Origin of the sequence: Aeromonas sp. R3-1 (assembly GCF_040908345.1) — a bacterium.
Lineage (GTDB): Bacteria > Pseudomonadota > Gammaproteobacteria > Enterobacterales > Aeromonadaceae > Aeromonas > Aeromonas veronii.
In genome coordinates this window covers 1-16,819 of the sequence record NZ_JBFODN010000263.1, presented here as the reverse complement: position 1 = coordinate 16,819, position 16,819 = coordinate 1, and the positions used below count along the sequence as shown (strand labels likewise).

Annotated in this window: 17 protein-coding genes and 1 riboswitch; of the genes, 11 read left to right on the top strand and 6 right to left on the bottom strand. The window is 58.1% G+C overall.

Annotation, left to right across the window (positions count from 1 at the left end; translation table 11 throughout):
* Positions 1 to 11: 11 nt before the first annotated feature.
* Positions 12 to 1,226, bottom strand: coding sequence for a pyridoxal phosphate-dependent aminotransferase (locus AB5Y85_RS18320; RefSeq protein ID WP_005334367.1), 1,215 nt, complete (start codon positions 1,224 to 1,226; stop codon positions 12 to 14).
* Between the two features lie 381 nt (positions 1,227 to 1,607).
* On the opposite strand from AB5Y85_RS18320, the gene AB5Y85_RS18315 reads away from it, so the two are divergent.
* Both AB5Y85_RS18315 and aqpZ read left to right on the top strand, forming a co-directional pair.
* The gene (locus AB5Y85_RS18315) at positions 1,608 to 1,820 is read left to right on the top strand and encodes a DUF1653 domain-containing protein (protein ID WP_005334366.1); all 213 of its coding nucleotides are present in this window, start codon (positions 1,608 to 1,610) and stop codon (positions 1,818 to 1,820) included.
* A 270-nt stretch (positions 1,821 to 2,090) separates the two neighbouring features.
* On the top strand, positions 2,091 to 2,780 hold the full coding sequence (gene aqpZ, locus AB5Y85_RS18310) for an aquaporin Z (protein ID WP_005361747.1): 690 nt from the start codon (positions 2,091 to 2,093) through the stop codon (positions 2,778 to 2,780).
* Positions 2,781 to 2,872: 92 nt separating this feature from the next.
* On the opposite strand, the gene AB5Y85_RS18305 is transcribed toward aqpZ, so the two are convergent.
* Positions 2,873 to 3,610, bottom strand: coding sequence for a lytic transglycosylase domain-containing protein (locus AB5Y85_RS18305; protein ID WP_257687440.1), 738 nt, complete (start codon positions 3,608 to 3,610; stop codon positions 2,873 to 2,875).
* A gap of 340 nt (positions 3,611 to 3,950) precedes the next feature.
* On the opposite strand from AB5Y85_RS18305, the gene AB5Y85_RS18300 reads away from it, so the two are divergent.
* Positions 3,951 to 4,391: a GNAT family N-acetyltransferase gene (locus tag AB5Y85_RS18300; protein ID WP_041980377.1), complete on the top strand. Its 441-nt coding sequence runs from the start codon at positions 3,951 to 3,953 to the stop codon at positions 4,389 to 4,391.
* 5 nt (positions 4,392 to 4,396) lie between these two features.
* On the opposite strand, the gene AB5Y85_RS18295 is transcribed toward AB5Y85_RS18300, so the two are convergent.
* Complete coding sequence (locus AB5Y85_RS18295) at positions 4,397 to 4,939, bottom strand: DUF1439 domain-containing protein (RefSeq protein WP_040065150.1); 543 nt, start codon at positions 4,937 to 4,939, stop codon at positions 4,397 to 4,399.
* Between the two features lie 97 nt (positions 4,940 to 5,036).
* Here AB5Y85_RS18295 and cls point away from each other — a divergent pair, with 97 nt between their 5' ends.
* Together cls and AB5Y85_RS18285 are read left to right on the top strand one after the other, a co-directional pair.
* Positions 5,037 to 6,518: a cardiolipin synthase gene (gene cls / locus AB5Y85_RS18290; protein WP_005361740.1), complete on the top strand. Its 1,482-nt coding sequence runs from the start codon at positions 5,037 to 5,039 to the stop codon at positions 6,516 to 6,518.
* A gap of 107 nt (positions 6,519 to 6,625) precedes the next feature.
* Positions 6,626 to 7,888, top strand: coding sequence for a YdgA family protein (locus tag AB5Y85_RS18285; RefSeq protein WP_257687436.1), 1,263 nt, complete (start codon positions 6,626 to 6,628; stop codon positions 7,886 to 7,888).
* Between the two features lie 79 nt (positions 7,889 to 7,967).
* Here the strand turns inward: AB5Y85_RS18285 and purU are convergent, their stop codons facing one another.
* Positions 7,968 to 8,804, bottom strand: a complete 837-nt coding sequence (gene purU / locus AB5Y85_RS18280) for a formyltetrahydrofolate deformylase (RefSeq protein WP_115544112.1) — start codon at positions 8,802 to 8,804, stop codon at positions 7,968 to 7,970.
* A gap of 258 nt (positions 8,805 to 9,062) precedes the next feature.
* A riboswitch (FMN riboswitch) is annotated at positions 9,063 to 9,219 on the top strand.
* A 103-nt stretch (positions 9,220 to 9,322) separates the two neighbouring features.
* Between purU and ribB the strand changes: the two genes are divergently transcribed.
* Together ribB and AB5Y85_RS18270 are read left to right on the top strand one after the other, a co-directional pair.
* Positions 9,323 to 9,976 carry a 3,4-dihydroxy-2-butanone-4-phosphate synthase gene (ribB, locus tag AB5Y85_RS18275; RefSeq protein WP_193859982.1) on the top strand — a complete coding sequence of 218 codons (654 nt, stop codon included), beginning with the start codon at positions 9,323 to 9,325 and terminating at the stop codon, positions 9,974 to 9,976.
* A 225-nt stretch (positions 9,977 to 10,201) separates the two neighbouring features.
* Entirely contained in the window at positions 10,202 to 10,444 is a 243-nt protein-coding gene (locus AB5Y85_RS18270; RefSeq protein WP_005334342.1) for an Lpp/OprI family alanine-zipper lipoprotein, read from the top strand.
* Between the two features lie 172 nt (positions 10,445 to 10,616).
* On the opposite strand, the gene AB5Y85_RS18265 is transcribed toward AB5Y85_RS18270, so the two are convergent.
* Together AB5Y85_RS18265 and AB5Y85_RS18260 are read right to left on the bottom strand one after the other, a co-directional pair.
* Entirely contained in the window at positions 10,617 to 11,465 is an 849-nt protein-coding gene (locus AB5Y85_RS18265) for a tetratricopeptide repeat protein (RefSeq protein WP_257687437.1), read from the bottom strand.
* Complete coding sequence (locus AB5Y85_RS18260) at positions 11,462 to 12,184, bottom strand: 4'-phosphopantetheinyl transferase superfamily protein (protein ID WP_257687438.1); 723 nt, start codon at positions 12,182 to 12,184, stop codon at positions 11,462 to 11,464. Before AB5Y85_RS18260 ends, AB5Y85_RS18265 begins: the two co-directional genes overlap by 4 nt.
* A 275-nt stretch (positions 12,185 to 12,459) precedes the next feature.
* Between AB5Y85_RS18260 and AB5Y85_RS18255 the strand changes: the two genes are divergently transcribed.
* The 4 genes from AB5Y85_RS18255 to AB5Y85_RS18240 all read left to right on the top strand — a co-directional run bounded on the left by AB5Y85_RS18255 (position 12,460) and on the right by AB5Y85_RS18240 (position 16,700).
* Positions 12,460 to 12,948, top strand: coding sequence for a C40 family peptidase (locus tag AB5Y85_RS18255; RefSeq protein WP_005334331.1), 489 nt, complete (start codon positions 12,460 to 12,462; stop codon positions 12,946 to 12,948).
* Positions 12,949 to 13,096: 148 nt separating this feature from the next.
* Positions 13,097 to 14,068: a 23S rRNA (adenine(1618)-N(6))-methyltransferase RlmF gene (rlmF, locus tag AB5Y85_RS18250; RefSeq protein ID WP_257687439.1), complete on the top strand. Its 972-nt coding sequence runs from the start codon at positions 13,097 to 13,099 to the stop codon at positions 14,066 to 14,068.
* 245 nt (positions 14,069 to 14,313) lie between these two features.
* Positions 14,314 to 15,039, top strand: coding sequence for a MaoC family dehydratase (locus tag AB5Y85_RS18245; protein ID WP_019445964.1), 726 nt, complete (start codon positions 14,314 to 14,316; stop codon positions 15,037 to 15,039).
* A gap of 245 nt (positions 15,040 to 15,284) precedes the next feature.
* Positions 15,285 to 16,700 (top strand): DASS family sodium-coupled anion symporter, encoded by a 1,416-nt coding sequence (locus AB5Y85_RS18240; RefSeq protein ID WP_144712418.1) that lies wholly within the window; start codon positions 15,285 to 15,287, stop codon positions 16,698 to 16,700.
* The last annotated feature ends 119 nt before the right edge of the window (positions 16,701 to 16,819 follow it).

The window sequence follows — 16,819 nt, the reverse complement described above, 5'->3', positions numbered from 1 at the left end:
ATGAGCTTTGCTTACTGCTTGTAGCCCTTGAGGAAACGGGCGAGGCGGCCGATGGCATCCTCCAGCTCCTCTTCGCGGGGCAGGAACACCAGCCGGAAGTGATCCGGTGCCGGCCAGTTGAAACCGGTGCCTTGCACCAGCAGCAGCTTCTCTTGCTGCAGCAGGTCGAACACCATCTTCTGGTCATCGCGGATGTCATACACCTTGGGGTCGAGGCGCGGGAACATGTAGAGCGCCCCCTTGGGTTTGACGCAGGAGACCCCGGGGATCTCGTTCAAGAGCTCCCACGCCTTGTCCCGCTGCTTGCGCAGGCGGCCGCCCGGCAGGATCAGCTCGTTGATGCTCTGGTAGCCGCCAAGCGCAGTCTGGATGGCGTGCTGCATCGGCACGTTGGCGCACAGCCGCATGGAGGCCAGCATCTCCAGCCCTTCAATGTAACCGCGGGCACGTCCCTTGGGACCGGTGATGACCATCCAGCCCTGACGGAAGCCGCAGGCACGGTAGGCCTTGGAGAGGCCGTTGAAGGTAACCACCATCACATCGTCGCACAGGGTGCAGACGCTGGTGTGGGAGATATCGTCGTAGAGGATCTTGTCGTAGATCTCGTCGGCGAAGATGATGAGGTTGTGCTGGCGGGCGATCTCGATCACCTCCAGCAGGAACTCGCTGCCGTAGACGGCACCGGTCGGATTGTTGGGGTTGATCAGTACCAGGCCGCGGGTGCGCGGGGTAATGCGGGCGCGGATATCGTCGAGATCCGGATACCAGTCAGCTCCTTCATCGCAGCGATAGTGCACCGCATGGCCACCGGAGAGAGTGACGGCCGCGGTCCAGAGCGGGTAGTCGGGGGAGGGCACCAGCATCTCGTCGCCATTGTTGAGCAGCGCCTGCATCGCCATCACGATCAGCTCGCTGGCGCCATTGCCAATGTAGATGTCGTCGATATCGACCTTGCGCATCCCTTTTTGCTGGTAGTACTGCATCACCGCTTTACGGGCAGAGAACAGCCCCTTGGAGTCGCAGTAGCCCTGGCTCAGCGGCATGTTGAGGATCACATCCTTGATGATCTCTTCCGGCGCATCAAAGCCGAACGGGGCCGGGTTGCCGATGTTGAGCTTGAGAATGCGGTGGCCTTCGTCTTCGAGACGGCGAGCCTCTTTATGCACCGGGCCGCGGATGTCATAGCAGACATCGTCGAGCTTGTGCGACTTGTCGATTGTGAACATGGTGAGTGTGATTCCTTCCCCACAGGGACGCGTTGGCGAAAAAGGTGATTTTTAGTATCAAATTTCTTTTCCCCTATTCTTCACAGAATTGAATGCTAGAACAATCCTCTTTTTAGAGGAATTCCCTGATTTTTAGCCCTAAAACAGGGTTGCTAGAACGTTAAATTCAGCACGATCTTTGGTGCTAACCAAGGTTAACTAGTGAAACATGGGGAACGAATTAACAAAGCTGCCTGACTGTGTTGCAATATCCGGATCCTGTGGCACGATTGGCTTGTGTAAAAAATCGTCTTCGTCCCCCTTTTCGATGAGTTGAATGGCACTCATGGTGTCATCTTTATGTGGTTCGCTCATCGGTGTTCACTTCTGCGAGGTTTTCCCATGCAAGCACCCGTTCCAGGCCGCTATCGCCACTTCAAGGGGGGGTACTATCAAGTGCTTGCCCTGGCTCTGCATACCGAAACCCAGGAGCAGCTGGTAATTTATCAATCCGAGCAGGATGGTCAGGTCTATGCCCGTCCCGTCGCCATGTTCATGGAGTGGATTGAGCATCAGGGGCAGGTTGTCAGCCGTTTTGCCCCTGCAGGAGACTGACCAGGCCTCCGTTTTTATCGTTCAAGGGATGAGCACTCGAGCTAAACGGTGTCACAAGCTGTCGCATGACGCCCTTGGGTATGAGATGTGCAACCGGCTGTCTTAATGATAAATCCCTTATCTAATCAACTAATTGTGACGAACCTCACATTCAGTGAGCTCTGCCTGCCGGGTTCGCAATCTGGACTCACACTCCCATAATGCTGCGCTTGTTCAAGCATGGGCCCTTCTCGGGTCTTGTTCGGTGTTATCTCAAATGGGAGAAATAATGTGAAACCTGTTGCTGCTGAGTTTATGGGCACTTTCTGGCTGGTATTGGGCGGTTGCGGCAGTGCCGTGCTGGCTGCTGCCTTCCCTCACGTCGGGATTGGTCTGCTGGGGGTCTCGCTGGCTTTCGGTCTGACCGTGCTGACCATGGCGTTTGCCATCGGCCATATCTCCGGTTGCCACCTCAATCCGGCCGTGACCGTCGGTCTGTGGGCGGGTGGTCGTTTTCCGGCATCCGGTGTACTGCCTTATATCGTGGCGCAAGTGCTGGGTGGCATTGCCGCCGCTGCCGTGCTTTACGTGATTGCCAGCGGTCAGGCCGGGTTTGATCTCTCTGCCGGTTTTGCTTCCAACGGCTACGGTGAGCACTCTCCGGGTGGTTACAGTCTGACTGCCGCACTGGTGTGTGAAGTGGTGATGACCGGTTTCTTCCTGTTCGTCATCATGGGCGCCACCGATAGCCGTGCGCCTGCCGGTTTCGCGCCGATCGCCATCGGTCTGTGCCTGACCCTGATCCACCTCGTCAGCATTCCGGTGACCAATACCTCGGTCAACCCGGCTCGCAGTACCGGTGTTGCGCTGTTTGTCGGTGACTGGGCTATCAGCCAGCTGTGGCTGTTCTGGGTTGCTCCGATTGTCGGTGCCATTCTGGGTGCGCTGGCTTATCGCCTGGTGGCGACTGAGCAGAAGTAATCATTTGCGAAACAAAGTGTGGTATCGACACGCCTGCGGGCGTGTTTTTTGTTTCTGGAGGGGCGAGAAAAGAGCATTAACCGAGGCTAACCTCAGAGCCCTTTGGCCTGCAGCATCTCTTTGTAGCGCAGGTGGAGGAGCTGGACGCGCTCCACATAGGCACGGGTTTCCGCATAGGGTGGGATACCGCCATGTTTTTGTACGGCGCCCGCGCCGGCGTTGTAGGCCGCGGTCGCCAGCGCCACGTTGCCGTCATACTGCTTGAGCAGTCCCGCCAGGTATTTCACCCCGCCGAAGATATTCTGCTCCGCCAGCAAGGCATTGCCGACCCCCAACTCCCGCGCCGTGGCGGGCATCAGCTGGGTCAGCCCCATGGCCCCCTTGCGGGAGACCGCCAGCGGATTGAAAGCGGATTCCGCATGGATCAGCGCCCGGATCAGCGCCGGCTCAACCTGATAGGTTTTGGCGGCCGCCTTGATGGTGCTGGCATAGTCATAGAGAAACAGCCCTGTGGTCTGCCAGTTGACGCTGGATTTGGGATCGCAGGCGAAGCAGTCGTTGAACAGCAGCAGCTCGTAATGGCCCTCTTCGGGTGCCATATCGGAGTAGCGAACCACCCCGTTTTGTTGCACCGATTTATAGACCTGGATCTGCTTCTTGCCGTTGGTGGCGACTGCCGCTGTTTGAGCGGTGTCGGGTTTTGGGGCGGGAGTGGCATCTTTGCTCGGACGCAAGGGGGAGGGAGCTGCTGTCAGGAAGATCACCTCCGCGGGGGGGGGAGTCTGGCTCCATCCGCTCAGGGGGATCAACAACATATGGCCTGCCAGCATCCATGCTTTCAACCCTAATACTCCTTCTTGTGATGACCATGTTGAGTAAAGCATCATGACGAGGGCAGAACAAGCGGCCAACAGGGGGCAAATGATCCGATTCGGTGACCGGGATCAAAGTATCCGCAGCAATAAAGGATTGTCATCATAAAGCGCGGTTTTGGCAGTCGGGCGGTGGGTCATGGCCTCTTCCACTAGGTAAGCAAGCTGCCCGCGACGTCCGCTTTTTTGTTGACGAAAGGCATGCTATCGTGCTGGCGTCATGTGGTCGGATTAGCGCACCGTATCTGGCACTAATAACTGATTATCAAAGGATTTGTCTGTGACAAGCAAGCTGGCGATGGAACTCACTTTCGAAGAGTACTGCGACGCCGACCTCTCCCTTATCAGGGACTATTACGAGACGACGTTTTCCCACTATGTGCCGGATCTGGCCGAGCGGATCTTTGTCGTGCGTGATGCTCACTGGCTGGTGGGGGCGGTTCGGTTGCGGGACGAGGAGGAGTTTTACCATCTGTGCGGCTTTCGCCTGTTGCCCCACTACCAGTCGCTGGGATTGGGGTCACGGCTGTTGCAGCACGCCTGTCACGGTCTGTTGGACAAACCTGTGGTCTGTCAGGCGCTGCCCTTCGAGAAGCCTTTCTATCTCAAGGCCGGGTTTGCCGATATGCCCCTCAATCAATTGAGCGGGTCGCTTTTCTCCCTCTACGAGCGGCAGCAGCAGCAGGGTTATCAGGTGGAGCTGCTGGTACGGGATACCACCCAGCCCCTCCTGAATTGAGCGGTTTAGCGGGGTTTGGTCAGCAGGTGGATCTTGCCCGGTGACAGCTCCAGCCCCAGCAGATTCTCCTTCAGCCAGGCCTGATCCGGGTCCTTGTCATTGAGTTTGTAGACCGGTTTGGTCTCGAGCCGCTTCTCCATGCTCTGCAGCAGCATGTTGAGCATCAGCCCGAACTTCTTCTCGGCAGCCTCCGGCTCCAGCTTGTACTCCACCAGCTTCATGTTATCGAGAAACAGCGCGCTCTGGCTCTTGTCATAGCGGGGTCTCGCCTCATAGGTCATCTGCAGGCGGGCGTCATATTCGGTATTGTCTGGCAGGGCGATTTTGAGCTTGCCCTTGCCATAGACCCGGGCGGTATCGGGGCGTTGGCGACCGATCTGGACATCGCTCTGCTCCAGCTGAACGTGGGCCTTGATGATGCCCGGCAGCTCCAGCTGTTTGTCGACTTGCACCTGAGATTGCAGGTACTGGTTTATCTGTTGCTCATTGATGTCATATGAGCCTTGGCCTAGCATGGCCAGGCTGAGCAGCATAGATTGCAGGATCATGCGTGCGACCTGATAGAATGGATTTGCCTTACAGCATACCATCCCGGCCGGTTGGGGTCTGCCCACCGCGCTGTTTGTCGATTAGAAGGAGTCCCCGTTGTTTAACGGTCTGGAACACGATCTTCAACTGCTGTTTTCCCGTTTTCTGGGTTGGCTGCTACTGCTTTTTCATACCGTGATTGTCACCGGTGTGTCGTTTCGGGTGGTGATGAAACGCCGTCCCATTGGGGTGTCGCTGGCCTGGCTGGCGCTGATCTATGCCATTCCGTTTGCCGGGGTGGGTTTCTATGTGCTGTTTGGTGAAATCAAGCTGGGGCGCCGCCGTGCCGAGCGCGCCCAGGCCATGTATCGCCCTTATGCCATCTGGATCCGGCAACTGGCCCGTCTGTTCCCGCAGCACTGCTGCGAAGTGGGCGCCAAAGCACAGCCGCTGCACGATCTCATCCAGGGACGGCTCGCCATGCCGATGCTCTCCGGCAACCGCATGACCTTGCTCAACAAGCCGGACTGGATCTTGCGCGAGATTGCCCAGGATATCCGTCGCTCGACCCTCTCCTGCTATCTGGAGTTCTACATCTGGCATCCGGGCGGCGATGCCGACGAGGTGTGCGAGGCGCTGATTGAAGTGGCGCAACGCGGCGTGGATTGTCGCTTGCTGCTCGATTCGGTGGGCAGCAAACAGTTCTTCCGCTCCCACTGGCCCAAAAAGCTGCGCAAGGCGGGGGTCAAGCTGGTGGAGGTGCTGCCGGTCGGCGCCTGGCGCATTCTGTTCCAGCGTCAGGATCTGCGGATGCACCGCAAGCTGGTGGTGATCGATGACAGGGTGGGTTACACCGGCTCCATGAACATGGTGGATCCCCGTTTCTTCAAGCAGGATGCAGGGGTTGGCCAGTGGGTCGACATCATGATCCGGGTGCAGGGGCCCATGGTGCCGCTGATGTGGTCGATCTTTGTCTGGGACTGGGAGATGGAGACCGGCGAGCGGCTGCTCGACAGTCTGCAACATGAGCCGGAAGCCTGGCCCCAGACCAACTACCGCGCCCAGCTGATCCCGTCTGGCCCCTTCGTCGGCGGTGACTGCATCCAGCAGAGCTTGCTGCTGGCCATCTATCAGGCGCGCAGCCATCTGGTGCTGACGACCCCTTACTTTGTACCCGACGATCCGCTGGCAGCCGCACTCAGTTCGGCAGCGGCGCGCGGAGTGCAGGTGCAGCTGGTGTTGCCGGCACGCAACGACTCCATCATGGCCAATTACGCCTGCAACGCCTTTATGGAGGAGCTGCTGGCGGCCGGGGTGGAGATCTACCGCTACGATGCCGGTCTGCTCCATACCAAGAGCGTGCTGGTGGATGATGACTTCGCTCTGGTGGGGACGGTCAATCTGGATCGGCGCAGCCTCTGGCTCAACTTCGAGGTGACCCTGCTGGTGGACAACCCCTCGTTCGTGGCCCAGATGACCCGGTTGGTACAGGGCTATATGGCGGAAGCCACCCCGATGACCTTGGCCCAATGGCAGGCCCGCCCCTGGTACAAGAAGGCGATGGAGAACATCTTCTATCTCTTCAGCCCCTTGCTGTGATGTTGTGGCGAGCCGCAAGAAAGTGGACTCGCCATCTGATTGGACTTGCCTAGCCCCGAGTCCGCCCCGTAGAGTGCAGTGACAACTCCCTGGAGACACATGGATATATGAAAAAGATAGTGGCCCTCGCCGTGGGTGCGGCACTGGTAGGTGGTGGTCTGGCTGCGTGCTGGTACACGGGCAACAGCTTCGACAACATCATGGCGGAGCAGATCGCCAAGGTAGAGCAAGAGACCGGTATCGACATGCAGTGGCAGCCGGGTAGCAGCAACCTCTTCACCCGTGACGGGATCCTGAAGGTCGTGGTGACGCCGGAGGAGCTGGCTGCCATCGACAGCGAGCTGGAGGGCAGTCAGCCCATCGAGTTGCAACTGGTGGTCAAGAGCCAGATCCTGCCGCTCTACATCAAGAGCCACTTCCTGCTCGATACCCATAATGGCACTCTGGCACCGGTCTTTACCGCACTGGGTATGGAGCAGTGGGAGCTCGGTCTGGAGTCGGTCACCAGTCTCTGGACCCAGGGTAACAGCAGCCGTTTCTGGGCCAATGAATTCAAGATCAAACAGGGGCTGGACGAGTTCAGCTTCCTGCCCCTGAGCGGTGAGTTCCACGGCAATCTGGAGGGGAATGGTCACCTCACCATGACCTGGCAGGGGATGACGGTCCATGAAGAGCAGAGCAAGATGGACTTGGTGCTGGCCGATCTGAAAGGGAGTGCCGACATTGCCGAGATCAGCGGTGTGCTCCTCTCGCCCCAGAGCGAGATGACCCTCTCGGCCCTCACGGTACAACTGCCTGACGGCGTCAAGGTCGCCCTGCAGGGGATGACAACCGAGACTCAGCTGACCGGTGATGATGCCCAGACCCTCTCCAGCAGCTATCAGATGAAAATTGCCAAGCTGGATCTGGAGAACGAGACCGACACCCTGGCGGTGACCGACAGCAAGTTGGCGCTCAACCTCAACGGTCTGGATCTGGAAGGGTATCAGGGGCTGCAGGCCGCCGGTGGCAAGGGGGTTGAAGATGCAGCCATCCAGCAGGCGCTGGACAAGATGCTCAAACGTGGCGCGACCCTTGAACTGGCCGATCTCAGCGCCAAGCTCAACGGTGAGGCGGTGGCCATGAAGGGGGATGTGAAGCTGGCCTCTACCTCGCTGGAGCAGCTGTTCAACAGCGACTCGGGGATGCAGGCCCTCTCCGGCGTGCTGCATGCCAGCCTCAGCGACAAGTTGGGCAAGGCGGTGCCGCAACTGGCCCCCATGCTCGATCAGCTGACCCTGATGGGTTATCTGAAGGCCGACAATCAAGCTCTGACCTCCGAGCTGAAGCTGGAGAAGGGCGCGGTGACGGTAAACGATCTGCCGCTCTGACACTCGGCGCAGAAACAACAACGGCTCCCGCGGGAGCCGTTGTTGTTTCTGGCGTTTGCATACGAGCTATGTGGGCGGATTACTTGAAGACCACCGTCTTGTTGCCGTAGACGAACACCCGCTCGTTCAGTACCAGCTCCAGCGCGCGGCTCAGCACCGATTTCTCCACATCCCGACCCGCCTTGGCCATGTCGTCCGCACTGAAGGCGTGACCGACGTGGATCACGTCCTGTTCGACAATGGGGCCTTCATCCAGATCGTCGGTCACGAAGTGGGCGGTGGCACCGATCAGCTTGACGCCGCGATCAAAGGCCTGCCGGTAGGGGCGGGCACCGATGAAGGCGGGCAGGAAGGAGTGGTGGATGTTGAGGATCTTGCGCGGATAGGCCTCGACGAAGCTCGGGGTCAGCACCCGCATGTACTTGGCCAGGATCACATAGTCAGGCTCATAGCCGTCGATGATGGCGCGAACCTGCTCCTCATGTTCGGTCCGGCTCAGACCCTCGTGACTGACGGTGTGGAACGGGATATCGAACTTGCCGGTGAGCTCGGCCAGGGTGTCGTAGTTGCCGATCACCGCGACGATATCCATATCCAGCGCGCCCGCGTAGTTCTTCATCAGAATATCGCCGAGGCAGTGGGTCTCTTTGGTCACCAGGATGACGATACGCTTCTTGCCCGCCTTGACCAGACGGCGCTGGGCACCGGTGGGCAGGGCATCATCGAGGTCGGCCAGCAGGGTCTCGTCGTTGAAGCGTCCCTCCAGCTCGGTACGCATGAAGAAGCGGCCATTCTCGTGATCCACAAACTCATCGTTCTTGATGATGTTGAGCTGGTGCTTGTAGCAGATGTTGGTGATCTTGGCGATGAGCCCTTTGGCATCCGGGCAATCCGTGAGCAGTATTTTCTTTTCCATCTCTGTCATTTTCCGTTTGTGGTGTTGGCGCTGCTGTCTGCGCCGGCAGCGTTGTTCAGGCTCTCTTTTCGGGCCCTGTTTTTTGTTTCGGGAACTATGCCATAAACCGATCCGCGCCATAAAGAAATTCGCCAGTCATGGCCTCTCGTGCTGGCGATCGGGCTGCAGAGCGCGATCCCGGGCGCAATGTTGAAACGCTTTTCAGCCTGCGGGGGATTTTGGCTGGTATCTGCAACCGTTTTTCTTTAGGCTGTCTGCGCTTATTCTCAGGGCGGGGTGCAATTCCCCACCGGCGGTATCCCGATTGACTCGGGGAGCCCGCGAGCGCCCGACTTGGCTGATTGCCGGGTCGGGGTCAGCAGATCCGGTGAGATGCCGGAGCCGACGGTCATAGTCCGGATGAAAGAGGATAAGACAGACGTTGCCGTGTTGGCCCTGTGGGCTGGCCGCCGCATGCCCGTCTCTGTCTGCCTTTCCATGCCCTGATTCTGGTCCTTGTCTTGTTTAGGAGTTTTACCATGAATCAGTCTCTACTCAGTGAATTCGGTGATCCCGTTGCCCGTGTCGAAGCGGCGCTGTCTGCCTTGCGTGCCGGAGGCGGCGTGCTGGTGGCCGACGATGAAGATCGGGAGAACGAGGGCGACCTCATTTTCGCCGCTGAATCCATGACCAATGAACAGATGGCACTGATGATCCGCGAGTGCTCCGGCATCGTCTGCCTCTGCCTGCCCGACGAGCGGGTTCGCCAGCTGGAACTGCCGATGATGGTGGAGGCCAACTCCAGCCACTACCAGACCGCCTTTACCGTGACCATCGAAGCTGCGCAGGGGGTCACGACCGGTGTCTCGGCGGCTGATCGCATCACCACCATCCGTGCAGCCATCGCAGACGGCGCCAAACCGGGTGATCTGCACCGCCCGGGTCATGTTTTCCCGTTGCGTGCGCGAACCGGTGGGGTGCTTACCCGCCGTGGTCATACCGAAGCGACGGTCGATCTGATGCAGCTGGCTGGCCTCAAACCGTTTGGTGTGTTGTGTGAATTGACCAAAGAAGATGGCTCGATGGCGCGTCTGCCAGACCTTGTTGCGTTCGGTCGCAAGCACCGGATGCCGGTGCTGACCATCGAGGATCTGGTGCAATATCGTCAATTGTTGTCAGAACGTACAGCCTGAGCCTCATACGAAATTGTAATAAGGCAAAAATTTGGTTAACCTTTGTCCGTGCCCCCACCACACGGCACTCATTTTTTAGACGAATCTGGACAAAAACTGTTCATTCAAAAAAAAATGAGGGTTTTAATGCATTTATCTGTGGTGGGGACTATGCAAAGTAGGATTTTTTTGTGCCATAATCACGCCGCTTGCTAAACGTCTGGCGAGTTCAAGGGAGCTTTAAAAATGAAAAAATTGTTGTTGGTAGGTGTTGTTGGTCTGTCCGCTCTGCTGGGCGGTTGTGCAAACACCAGCGAACTGGAAACTTCCGTTCAGAATCTGTCTAACAAAGTTGACCAACTGGCTCAAGATGTTAGCGCAGTTCGTGCTGATCAGTCCAAAATCGCTGCTGATGTTGCCGAAGCCAAGCAAGAAGCTATGCGTGCTAACCAGCGCATCGACAACATGGCTACTTCCTACAAGAAGTAATCCATGCGAAAAAAATGGCGCAGTTTTGCGCCATTTTTTTTTGCCTGAAATTCACCGTATTTCCACTATTCCCACAGCACCTTATTCCCACAGTACCTTCTTCGTACTTGACCCATGAGGTCATGCCGGCCTCCCGGCACTCCCCCATCATTACCAGCCAGTTCGATTCCGCTCAGTAGAGCAGACTATAGAGTTTGCGACGGTAGCTCTGCGCCGCCGGTGTGCTGCCCATGGTCGCCAGAATATCGAGATAGGTCTTTCTGGCATCGCCGAATGCCAAATCCCGTTTGAGGATCTCCAGCAGCAGTCCCAACGCCTCTTCCTTACGACCAGCCTGGTTGTATTGCACCGCCAGCTCCTGAGTCAGGGCAAAATCATCAGGCTGCTCTGCATGACGGGCTTCCAGCGCGCGCAGCTCCGGGCTGTCTGCCGCTTGCAGGGCCAGCGCCAGCCGTGAGCTCAGGGTATGGAAGTGGCTAGCCTGCGCCGCCATCGGGATAGTGCCGAGGCGCTCCTGCGCTTCATCCAGCAGGTTGAGGTCGAGCGCAGCTTGAATGAGCCACAGGCTGATGTCGTGACGTTCAGGAGCCAGCTGGTGTGCCTTGGTCAGATGGGCATAGGCGATGCTGGGCTGCTCGTCAGCCAGCGCCTGTTGTCCCTTGGCCAGCAACTCTTCCTCTTCTTTGGGGGCGAAGGCGGAGAAATACTGGCGCAGGGTGGCTTCATCCTGCGGTCCTTCGATGATCCCCTGTTCGTCAGGGCGACCCTGATGGAACAGCACCAATGCGGGCAGGGCGCGCAGGCCGAGCTGGCTGGCCAGCGGTTGCAGTTGGGGATCGTTCATATCCACCTTGGCCAGGGTGACCTGCTCATTGGCGGGCCCAACCAGTGATTCGATCAGCGGTGTCATCCCCTGGCACTCCGGCATCTGCGGAGCATGGAAATAGATGACGACCGGCTTCTTCATGGACGCATCGATAAGTTCAGCGTGAAAATTCTGGGGAGTAATGTCGACGATCATGAGTTGGACTCTTCAGAAAGGGTGTTGAGTAACATGGGGTTAAGCGAGTGGCAATTCAAGCGCTCATCCAGCCGGTAAAAGGCCACGGGGGCTGCCGTCGCCGCGAGACTGAGCCAGCCGCTGGCAAAGGGCCAATCCTGTACCTGATAAGGGGTGTCATCGAGTCGGTTGTCGAGTCGCCACCCTTCCTCCGGGAGAAACCGCACCTTCTCCAGTCCCGCCGCTATGCCGCCACCGTGGGCTTTCAGTACCGCTTCCTTGCGCGACCAGAGCCGGTAGAAGGCACTCTCCTGCTCTTGGGCAGGCAGTGCGCAGAGCCACTCATATTCACTCTGTGCATAAAATCGGCGGGCCAGGGGGAGGGGATGATGCCGCCGTTTGCCCAGTTCGATATCCACCCCAAGCGGCCCATGCGGGCAGAGCGCCAACACCAGCCAGCTGCCACTGTGGCTCAGATTGAACTGCCAAGCATCATCATGCAGTCGGGGCTTGCCGTGGGGGCCGTTGCAAAATTGCAGACTGGCGGCGGGTTTTTGCAGTCGCTCGGCCAATAGCTGGCGCAGCAGGGAGCGGCTCACCAGATATTCCTGACGCCGTTCAGGATGGGTCATGGCTTGCCAGATATGTTGCTCATCGGTTGACAGCCATTCAGGCAATTGAGCAAGCAGTTCCTGGCATACCCTGGCCGGTTTTAACAAAAAAAGATCGGTTTCGATCATGATTTTTCACTTTAAAAAGGTGCTGAAGCAGGGATAAAAGCCAGTTATCTATGAGGCCCAAGGCTCTTTTTGCGATTGTATATTGTTTGGGCATGATCACATTAATTATGAAAAATCGTGCATTTCCTTGCAAAAATGTGAGCTTGATAGGGATTTTCACTTGCCTCGATAGAATTCTTGGATATAGTCGGGTGCTGTTGCCTTATAAATTGCCCTTTGGGGCCGTATTTTAACAAGATTTACTATTTAGCGGGGATAAAGGATTGCGCCACCTGATGCTACTGCTGGTCGCGCTCGGAATGGTGGGTTGTGCCTCGGCACCCCAACCCGAGGTCGCGAGCAAGATCGAAGTTTCCATGGTTGAACCTGTCATCGAACCGGAAGCTTCCCAGACACCCGATGTGAATGAAATCCTGACTGTATATAAAGAGTGGCGTGGTGTTCCGTACCGGATGGGTGGCAGCAGCCAGCGCGGTATCGACTGTTCCGCCTTTGCCCGTGAAGTGTTCCGCAATGCCGTCGGTATCGAATTACCCCGCGATACCCGCTCTCAAGTCCACGAAGGGACGCGCGTTTCCAAGCAGGATCTGGTCGAAGGTGATCTGGTCTTCTTCAAAATCAATCGTCGTCTCAACCACGTTGGCATCTATGTCGGCAATGGCGAATTCATCCATGCCTCGACCCGAGCCGGTGTGACGCGCTCCAAGCTGGATAGCCAATACTGGCGCAACAAGTTCTGGCAAGCTCGCCGGATCGATATCTGAGTCAGGCTGGACAAACGGCTCGAAGTACGGACTGTTTTTCCAACCTCACTTGAACCGGGCTCGATAGCCCGGTTTTTTATTGCCCTCGTTTAGACTTTCCCGAGTCAAATCACTATAGTGTGGGCCCGTTTTCTTCGGCAGGCTCAGCATGAAACCCCGTATCCCATCAGCCGGTGGCCCCAAGTCGGGCGACCGTAAATCCGGACTTCACTCCCGTAATCGCCATCAGGCGGGTTACGACTTTGAGGCGCTTTGCCTGCGAACTCCCGAGTTGGCCGCTCATGTCTTTATCAACGACTACGGCACCCGCACCATCGATTTTGCCGATCCCGATGCAGTAAAGACTCTCAATCGCGCCCTGCTGGCCCATCACTACGGGATTGCCCACTGGGACTTGCCTGCCGGTTATCTCTGCCCGCCTATCCCGGGACGGGTGGACTACCTGCACTGGGCGGCCGACCTGCTGGCCGAGAGCGCAGGCCAGCTCCCTACCGGCAAGGGGGTGAGAGTGCTGGATATCGGGGTAGGGGCAAACTGCATCTATCCGCTGCTGGGGGCCCGTGAATATGGCTGGCGTTTTGTGGGATCGGATATCGATCCGGTCTCGGTCAAGGCGGCCACCCTGCTGGCCAAGAGCAACGGACTCGGCAACCAGATTGAGTGCCGCCTGCAGGGCAACCCCAACCATGTGTTTCGCGGCATCATAGGGCCAAAGGAGCGCTTCGCTCTGACGCTGTGCAATCCGCCGTTCCATGCGTCGCTGGAGGAGGCGAGCAAGGGGACGGAGCGCAAGCTGCGCAATCTGGGCAAGGAGGTGACAGGCGCTCCTGTGCTTAATTTTGGCGGCCAGAAGGCCGAGCTCTGGTGCGAAGGGGGCGAGGCGGCGTTTCTGGCCAACATGGTTGCCCAGAGCAAGGAGTTTGCCACTCAGTGCCTCTGGTTCAGCTCGCTGGTGTCGAAAAAAGAGAACCTGCCGGGGGCGAAAAAGGCGTTGAGTCGGGTGGGGGCGCGTCAGGTACGGGTGATCGACATGGCACAGGGCAACAAGGTGAGCCGGATCCTCGCCTGGTCCTTCCTGGATGAAGAGGGATTGCGTCGCGGCTGGTCGAGCGCGCGCTGACTCCCCACCACAAGGCCCGACTAGGGCCTTTTTTCATAACGACCCCGATGAATTTCCCCTGCTGGCGGCATCTTTGGCAATCGATTTCCTCATTGGCAGATCGTGCTGGTTTACATGGTCTAAGTAGTTACTTCCGCCTTGGTACAGGTGTACGCCGAGATTTTTTTGCACTTACAGCTGAAACTTTAATAAAATAGGACTGGTTAGACCTCTTTACAGGCATTGAATCAAATAGGGATCGGTAGATGAAAGTTGTCGATTTTCTGAAGCGCAAGCGCGAAATTCTGGCGCAGCACCCCTTTGAGCTCAAGGATTGGCTCTCTCCGGCGATCCGCGACTACTGGCGTGAGTTTCAGCAAAAGGCACATCTTCACCCTTTGCTGGGGCGTGTGCTGGACTTGCAAGCCGAGTCCCAGAGCGAGCAGCAGCAGGATGCAGCAACCGTGGCACAAGTAGCCAACGGTCAGCCTGCCGTGGCTCAGGAACCCGCAGTTGAGCTGGGGGCCGAGGCGGCCGAGCTCTATGCTGCCCTGCAGGCTCGCATTGGTGAAGAGACTCATGTCGGCGAGTGGCTGCACGTCAGCCAGCAGATGATCGATCAGTTTGCTGCCGTGACCGGGGATCATCAGTGGATCCACACCGATCCGGAGCGCGCGGCCGCCGAGTCGCCCTTCAAGACCACCATCGCCCACGGCTTCCTGACCCTGGCGCTGCTGCCGCAGTTGACCGGCTCGGTCGACGAGGCAACCCCCGAGTTCCCGACCGCCCGCATGGTGGTGAACTTCGGGCTGGATCAGGTGCGCTTCCCGTACCCCATCAAGGTGGACAGCAACATCCGCGCCCGCACCAAGCTGGCCCGGGTCACCCCCATCAAGGGTGGGCTGGAGCTGCTCAAAGAGATCAAGGTGGAGATCGAAGGGATCCGCCGCCCGGGTTGCGTCATCGAGTCGGTGACCCGCATCTACTTCTGAGCCCCCTCATCGGCATGAATGGTGAAACGGGCCCGCTGTCGTGTGCAACGAACAGCGAGCCCGTTTTTTTGCCTGTTTGTTGCAAGGGGTGAGGCGTCAGCCATAGCGCGCCGACCCCAGCTTGATATGACTCACAAAACGGTGCGCCGTGCAGTTAGCCAGCTCTCATTTTGGCGAGTTGGCGGCATGAGGCGATAGCATGTTATGCCACTATTGGTTTCTTACTCCCGATCCTGGAGACAATAGTGCCCATCAATAACAAGATTATTCTGCCACTGCTGCTGAGCCTCACCATCCTGCTGATCCCGACCCAGTGGATCCCGCTGGAGGGGATCACCGTCATCGAGCAGCGGGTCGTGGCCATTTTCGTGCTGGCCGCCCTCTGCTGGATCCTGGAGCCCATCCCTATCTTTGCTACCTCGGTGCTGATCATCGTGCTCGAGCTGCTGCTGCTCTCCGACAAGGGGCTCTGGTTCATGACTGCCGACAAGGCTGAACCGGGGTTTGGTGAGCTGCTCAAGTCCACCGAGGTGATGGCGACCTTTGCCTCGCCGGTCATCATGCTGTTTCTCGGCGGTTTTTTCCTCGCCATTGCGGCGACCAAATACCATCTGGACGTCAATCTGGCGCGGGTGTTGCTGCGCCCGTTTGGTCAGGATCCCCGGATCGTCATGCTGGGGCTGATGTTGATCACCGCCACCTTCTCCATGTTTATGAGCAATACCGCCACCACCGCCATGATGCTGGCCATCCTTACCCCGGTGCTGGCGGCGTTCCCCGACAAGGACCCGGCCAAAATCGGCTTTGTGCTGGCCATTCCGCTGGCGGCCAACCTCGGCGGGATCGGCACTCCCATCGGCACTCCGCCCAACGCAGTGGCCCTCAAATACCTGACCGGCGAGCATGCCATCTCGTTCGGTCAGTGGATGGGATTTGCGGTGCCCTTTGTGGTATTGCTGTTGCTGCTTGGCTGGTTTCTGCTGGGGCGCTTCTTCCCGAGCACCCTCAAGCGGATGGATCTCAAGATTGAGGGGCGCTTTATGCAGACCCCTCGCGCCTGGGTGGTCTACCTCACCTTTATCACCACCATAGTGCTCTGGCTACTGGGGGATCTGCATGGCATGAGCTCCTACGTGGTCGCCATGATCCCGGTAGCGGTGTTCCTGACCACCGGCATCATCACCAAGGACGATCTGCACAAGATCTCCCTTGATGTGCTCTGGCTGGTCTCAGGTGGTATCGCGCTGGGGCTGGCGCTGGAGGACTCCGGGTTGGCCGAGCGGCTCATCACCCATATTCCGTTCCACGAATACTCCACGCTGGCGGTGCTGGTCGGCGCCTGTCTGCTGGCAGTGGTGATGGCCAACTTTATGTCCAATACCGCAACCGCCAATCTGCTGCTGCCACTGGTGGCGGCACTGGCGGTCAGCATGCCGGAGCTGGCCGAGTGGGGCGGCAGTCATACCCTGATCCTGGCGGTTACCATCTCGGTCTCGCTCGGGATGTCTCTGCCCATCAGTACCCCGCCCAATGCGCTGGCCCACGCCACCGGTCTGGTGGAGAGTCACCAGATGGTGCGCATCGGCGTCATCATGGGATTGGTCGGCACATTGCTGGCGATGGTGTGGATCTACCAGATTGCCGCCTGGGGGCTGATCTAGTTGCTAGTCCGTTTGTCCGATAAGAAAGGCTATGTCCCAATTACGTGTTGCATAGGGCGCCCCAGCGCCTCATGCAAACATGCTTTGATATTTACGCCTTTTCCGTAACGCTCCAGCAT

Bases quoted from the DNA above. Each gene is read 5' to 3' on its own strand.
- purU (WP_115544112.1), bottom strand. From the start codon at position 8,804: ATGGAAAAGAAAATACTGCTCACGGATTGCCCGGATGCCAAAGGGCTC.
- AB5Y85_RS18320 (WP_005334367.1), bottom strand. From the start codon at position 1,226: ATGTTCACAATCGACAAGTCGCACAAGCTCGACGATGTCTGCTATGAC.
- rlmF (WP_257687439.1), top strand. From the start codon at position 13,097: ATGAAACCCCGTATCCCATCAGCCGGTGGCCCCAAGTCGGGCGACCGT.
- AB5Y85_RS18255 (WP_005334331.1), top strand. From the start codon at position 12,460: ATGCTACTGCTGGTCGCGCTCGGAATGGTGGGTTGTGCCTCGGCACCC.
- ribB (WP_193859982.1), top strand. From the start codon at position 9,323: ATGAATCAGTCTCTACTCAGTGAATTCGGTGATCCCGTTGCCCGTGTC.
- AB5Y85_RS18295 (WP_040065150.1), bottom strand. From the start codon at position 4,939: ATGATCCTGCAATCTATGCTGCTCAGCCTGGCCATGCTAGGCCAAGGC.
- AB5Y85_RS18285 (WP_257687436.1), top strand. From the start codon at position 6,626: ATGAAAAAGATAGTGGCCCTCGCCGTGGGTGCGGCACTGGTAGGTGGT.
- AB5Y85_RS18305 (WP_257687440.1), bottom strand. From the start codon at position 3,610: ATGCTGGCAGGCCATATGTTGTTGATCCCCCTGAGCGGATGGAGCCAG.
- AB5Y85_RS18265 (WP_257687437.1), bottom strand. From the start codon at position 11,465: ATGATCGTCGACATTACTCCCCAGAATTTTCACGCTGAACTTATCGAT.
- AB5Y85_RS18260 (WP_257687438.1), bottom strand. From the start codon at position 12,184: ATGATCGAAACCGATCTTTTTTTGTTAAAACCGGCCAGGGTATGCCAG.
- AB5Y85_RS18315 (WP_005334366.1), top strand. From the start codon at position 1,608: ATGCAAGCACCCGTTCCAGGCCGCTATCGCCACTTCAAGGGGGGGTAC.
- AB5Y85_RS18245 (WP_019445964.1), top strand. From the start codon at position 14,314: ATGAAAGTTGTCGATTTTCTGAAGCGCAAGCGCGAAATTCTGGCGCAG.
- AB5Y85_RS18270 (WP_005334342.1), top strand. From the start codon at position 10,202: ATGAAAAAATTGTTGTTGGTAGGTGTTGTTGGTCTGTCCGCTCTGCTG.
- AB5Y85_RS18300 (WP_041980377.1), top strand. From the start codon at position 3,951: ATGGAACTCACTTTCGAAGAGTACTGCGACGCCGACCTCTCCCTTATC.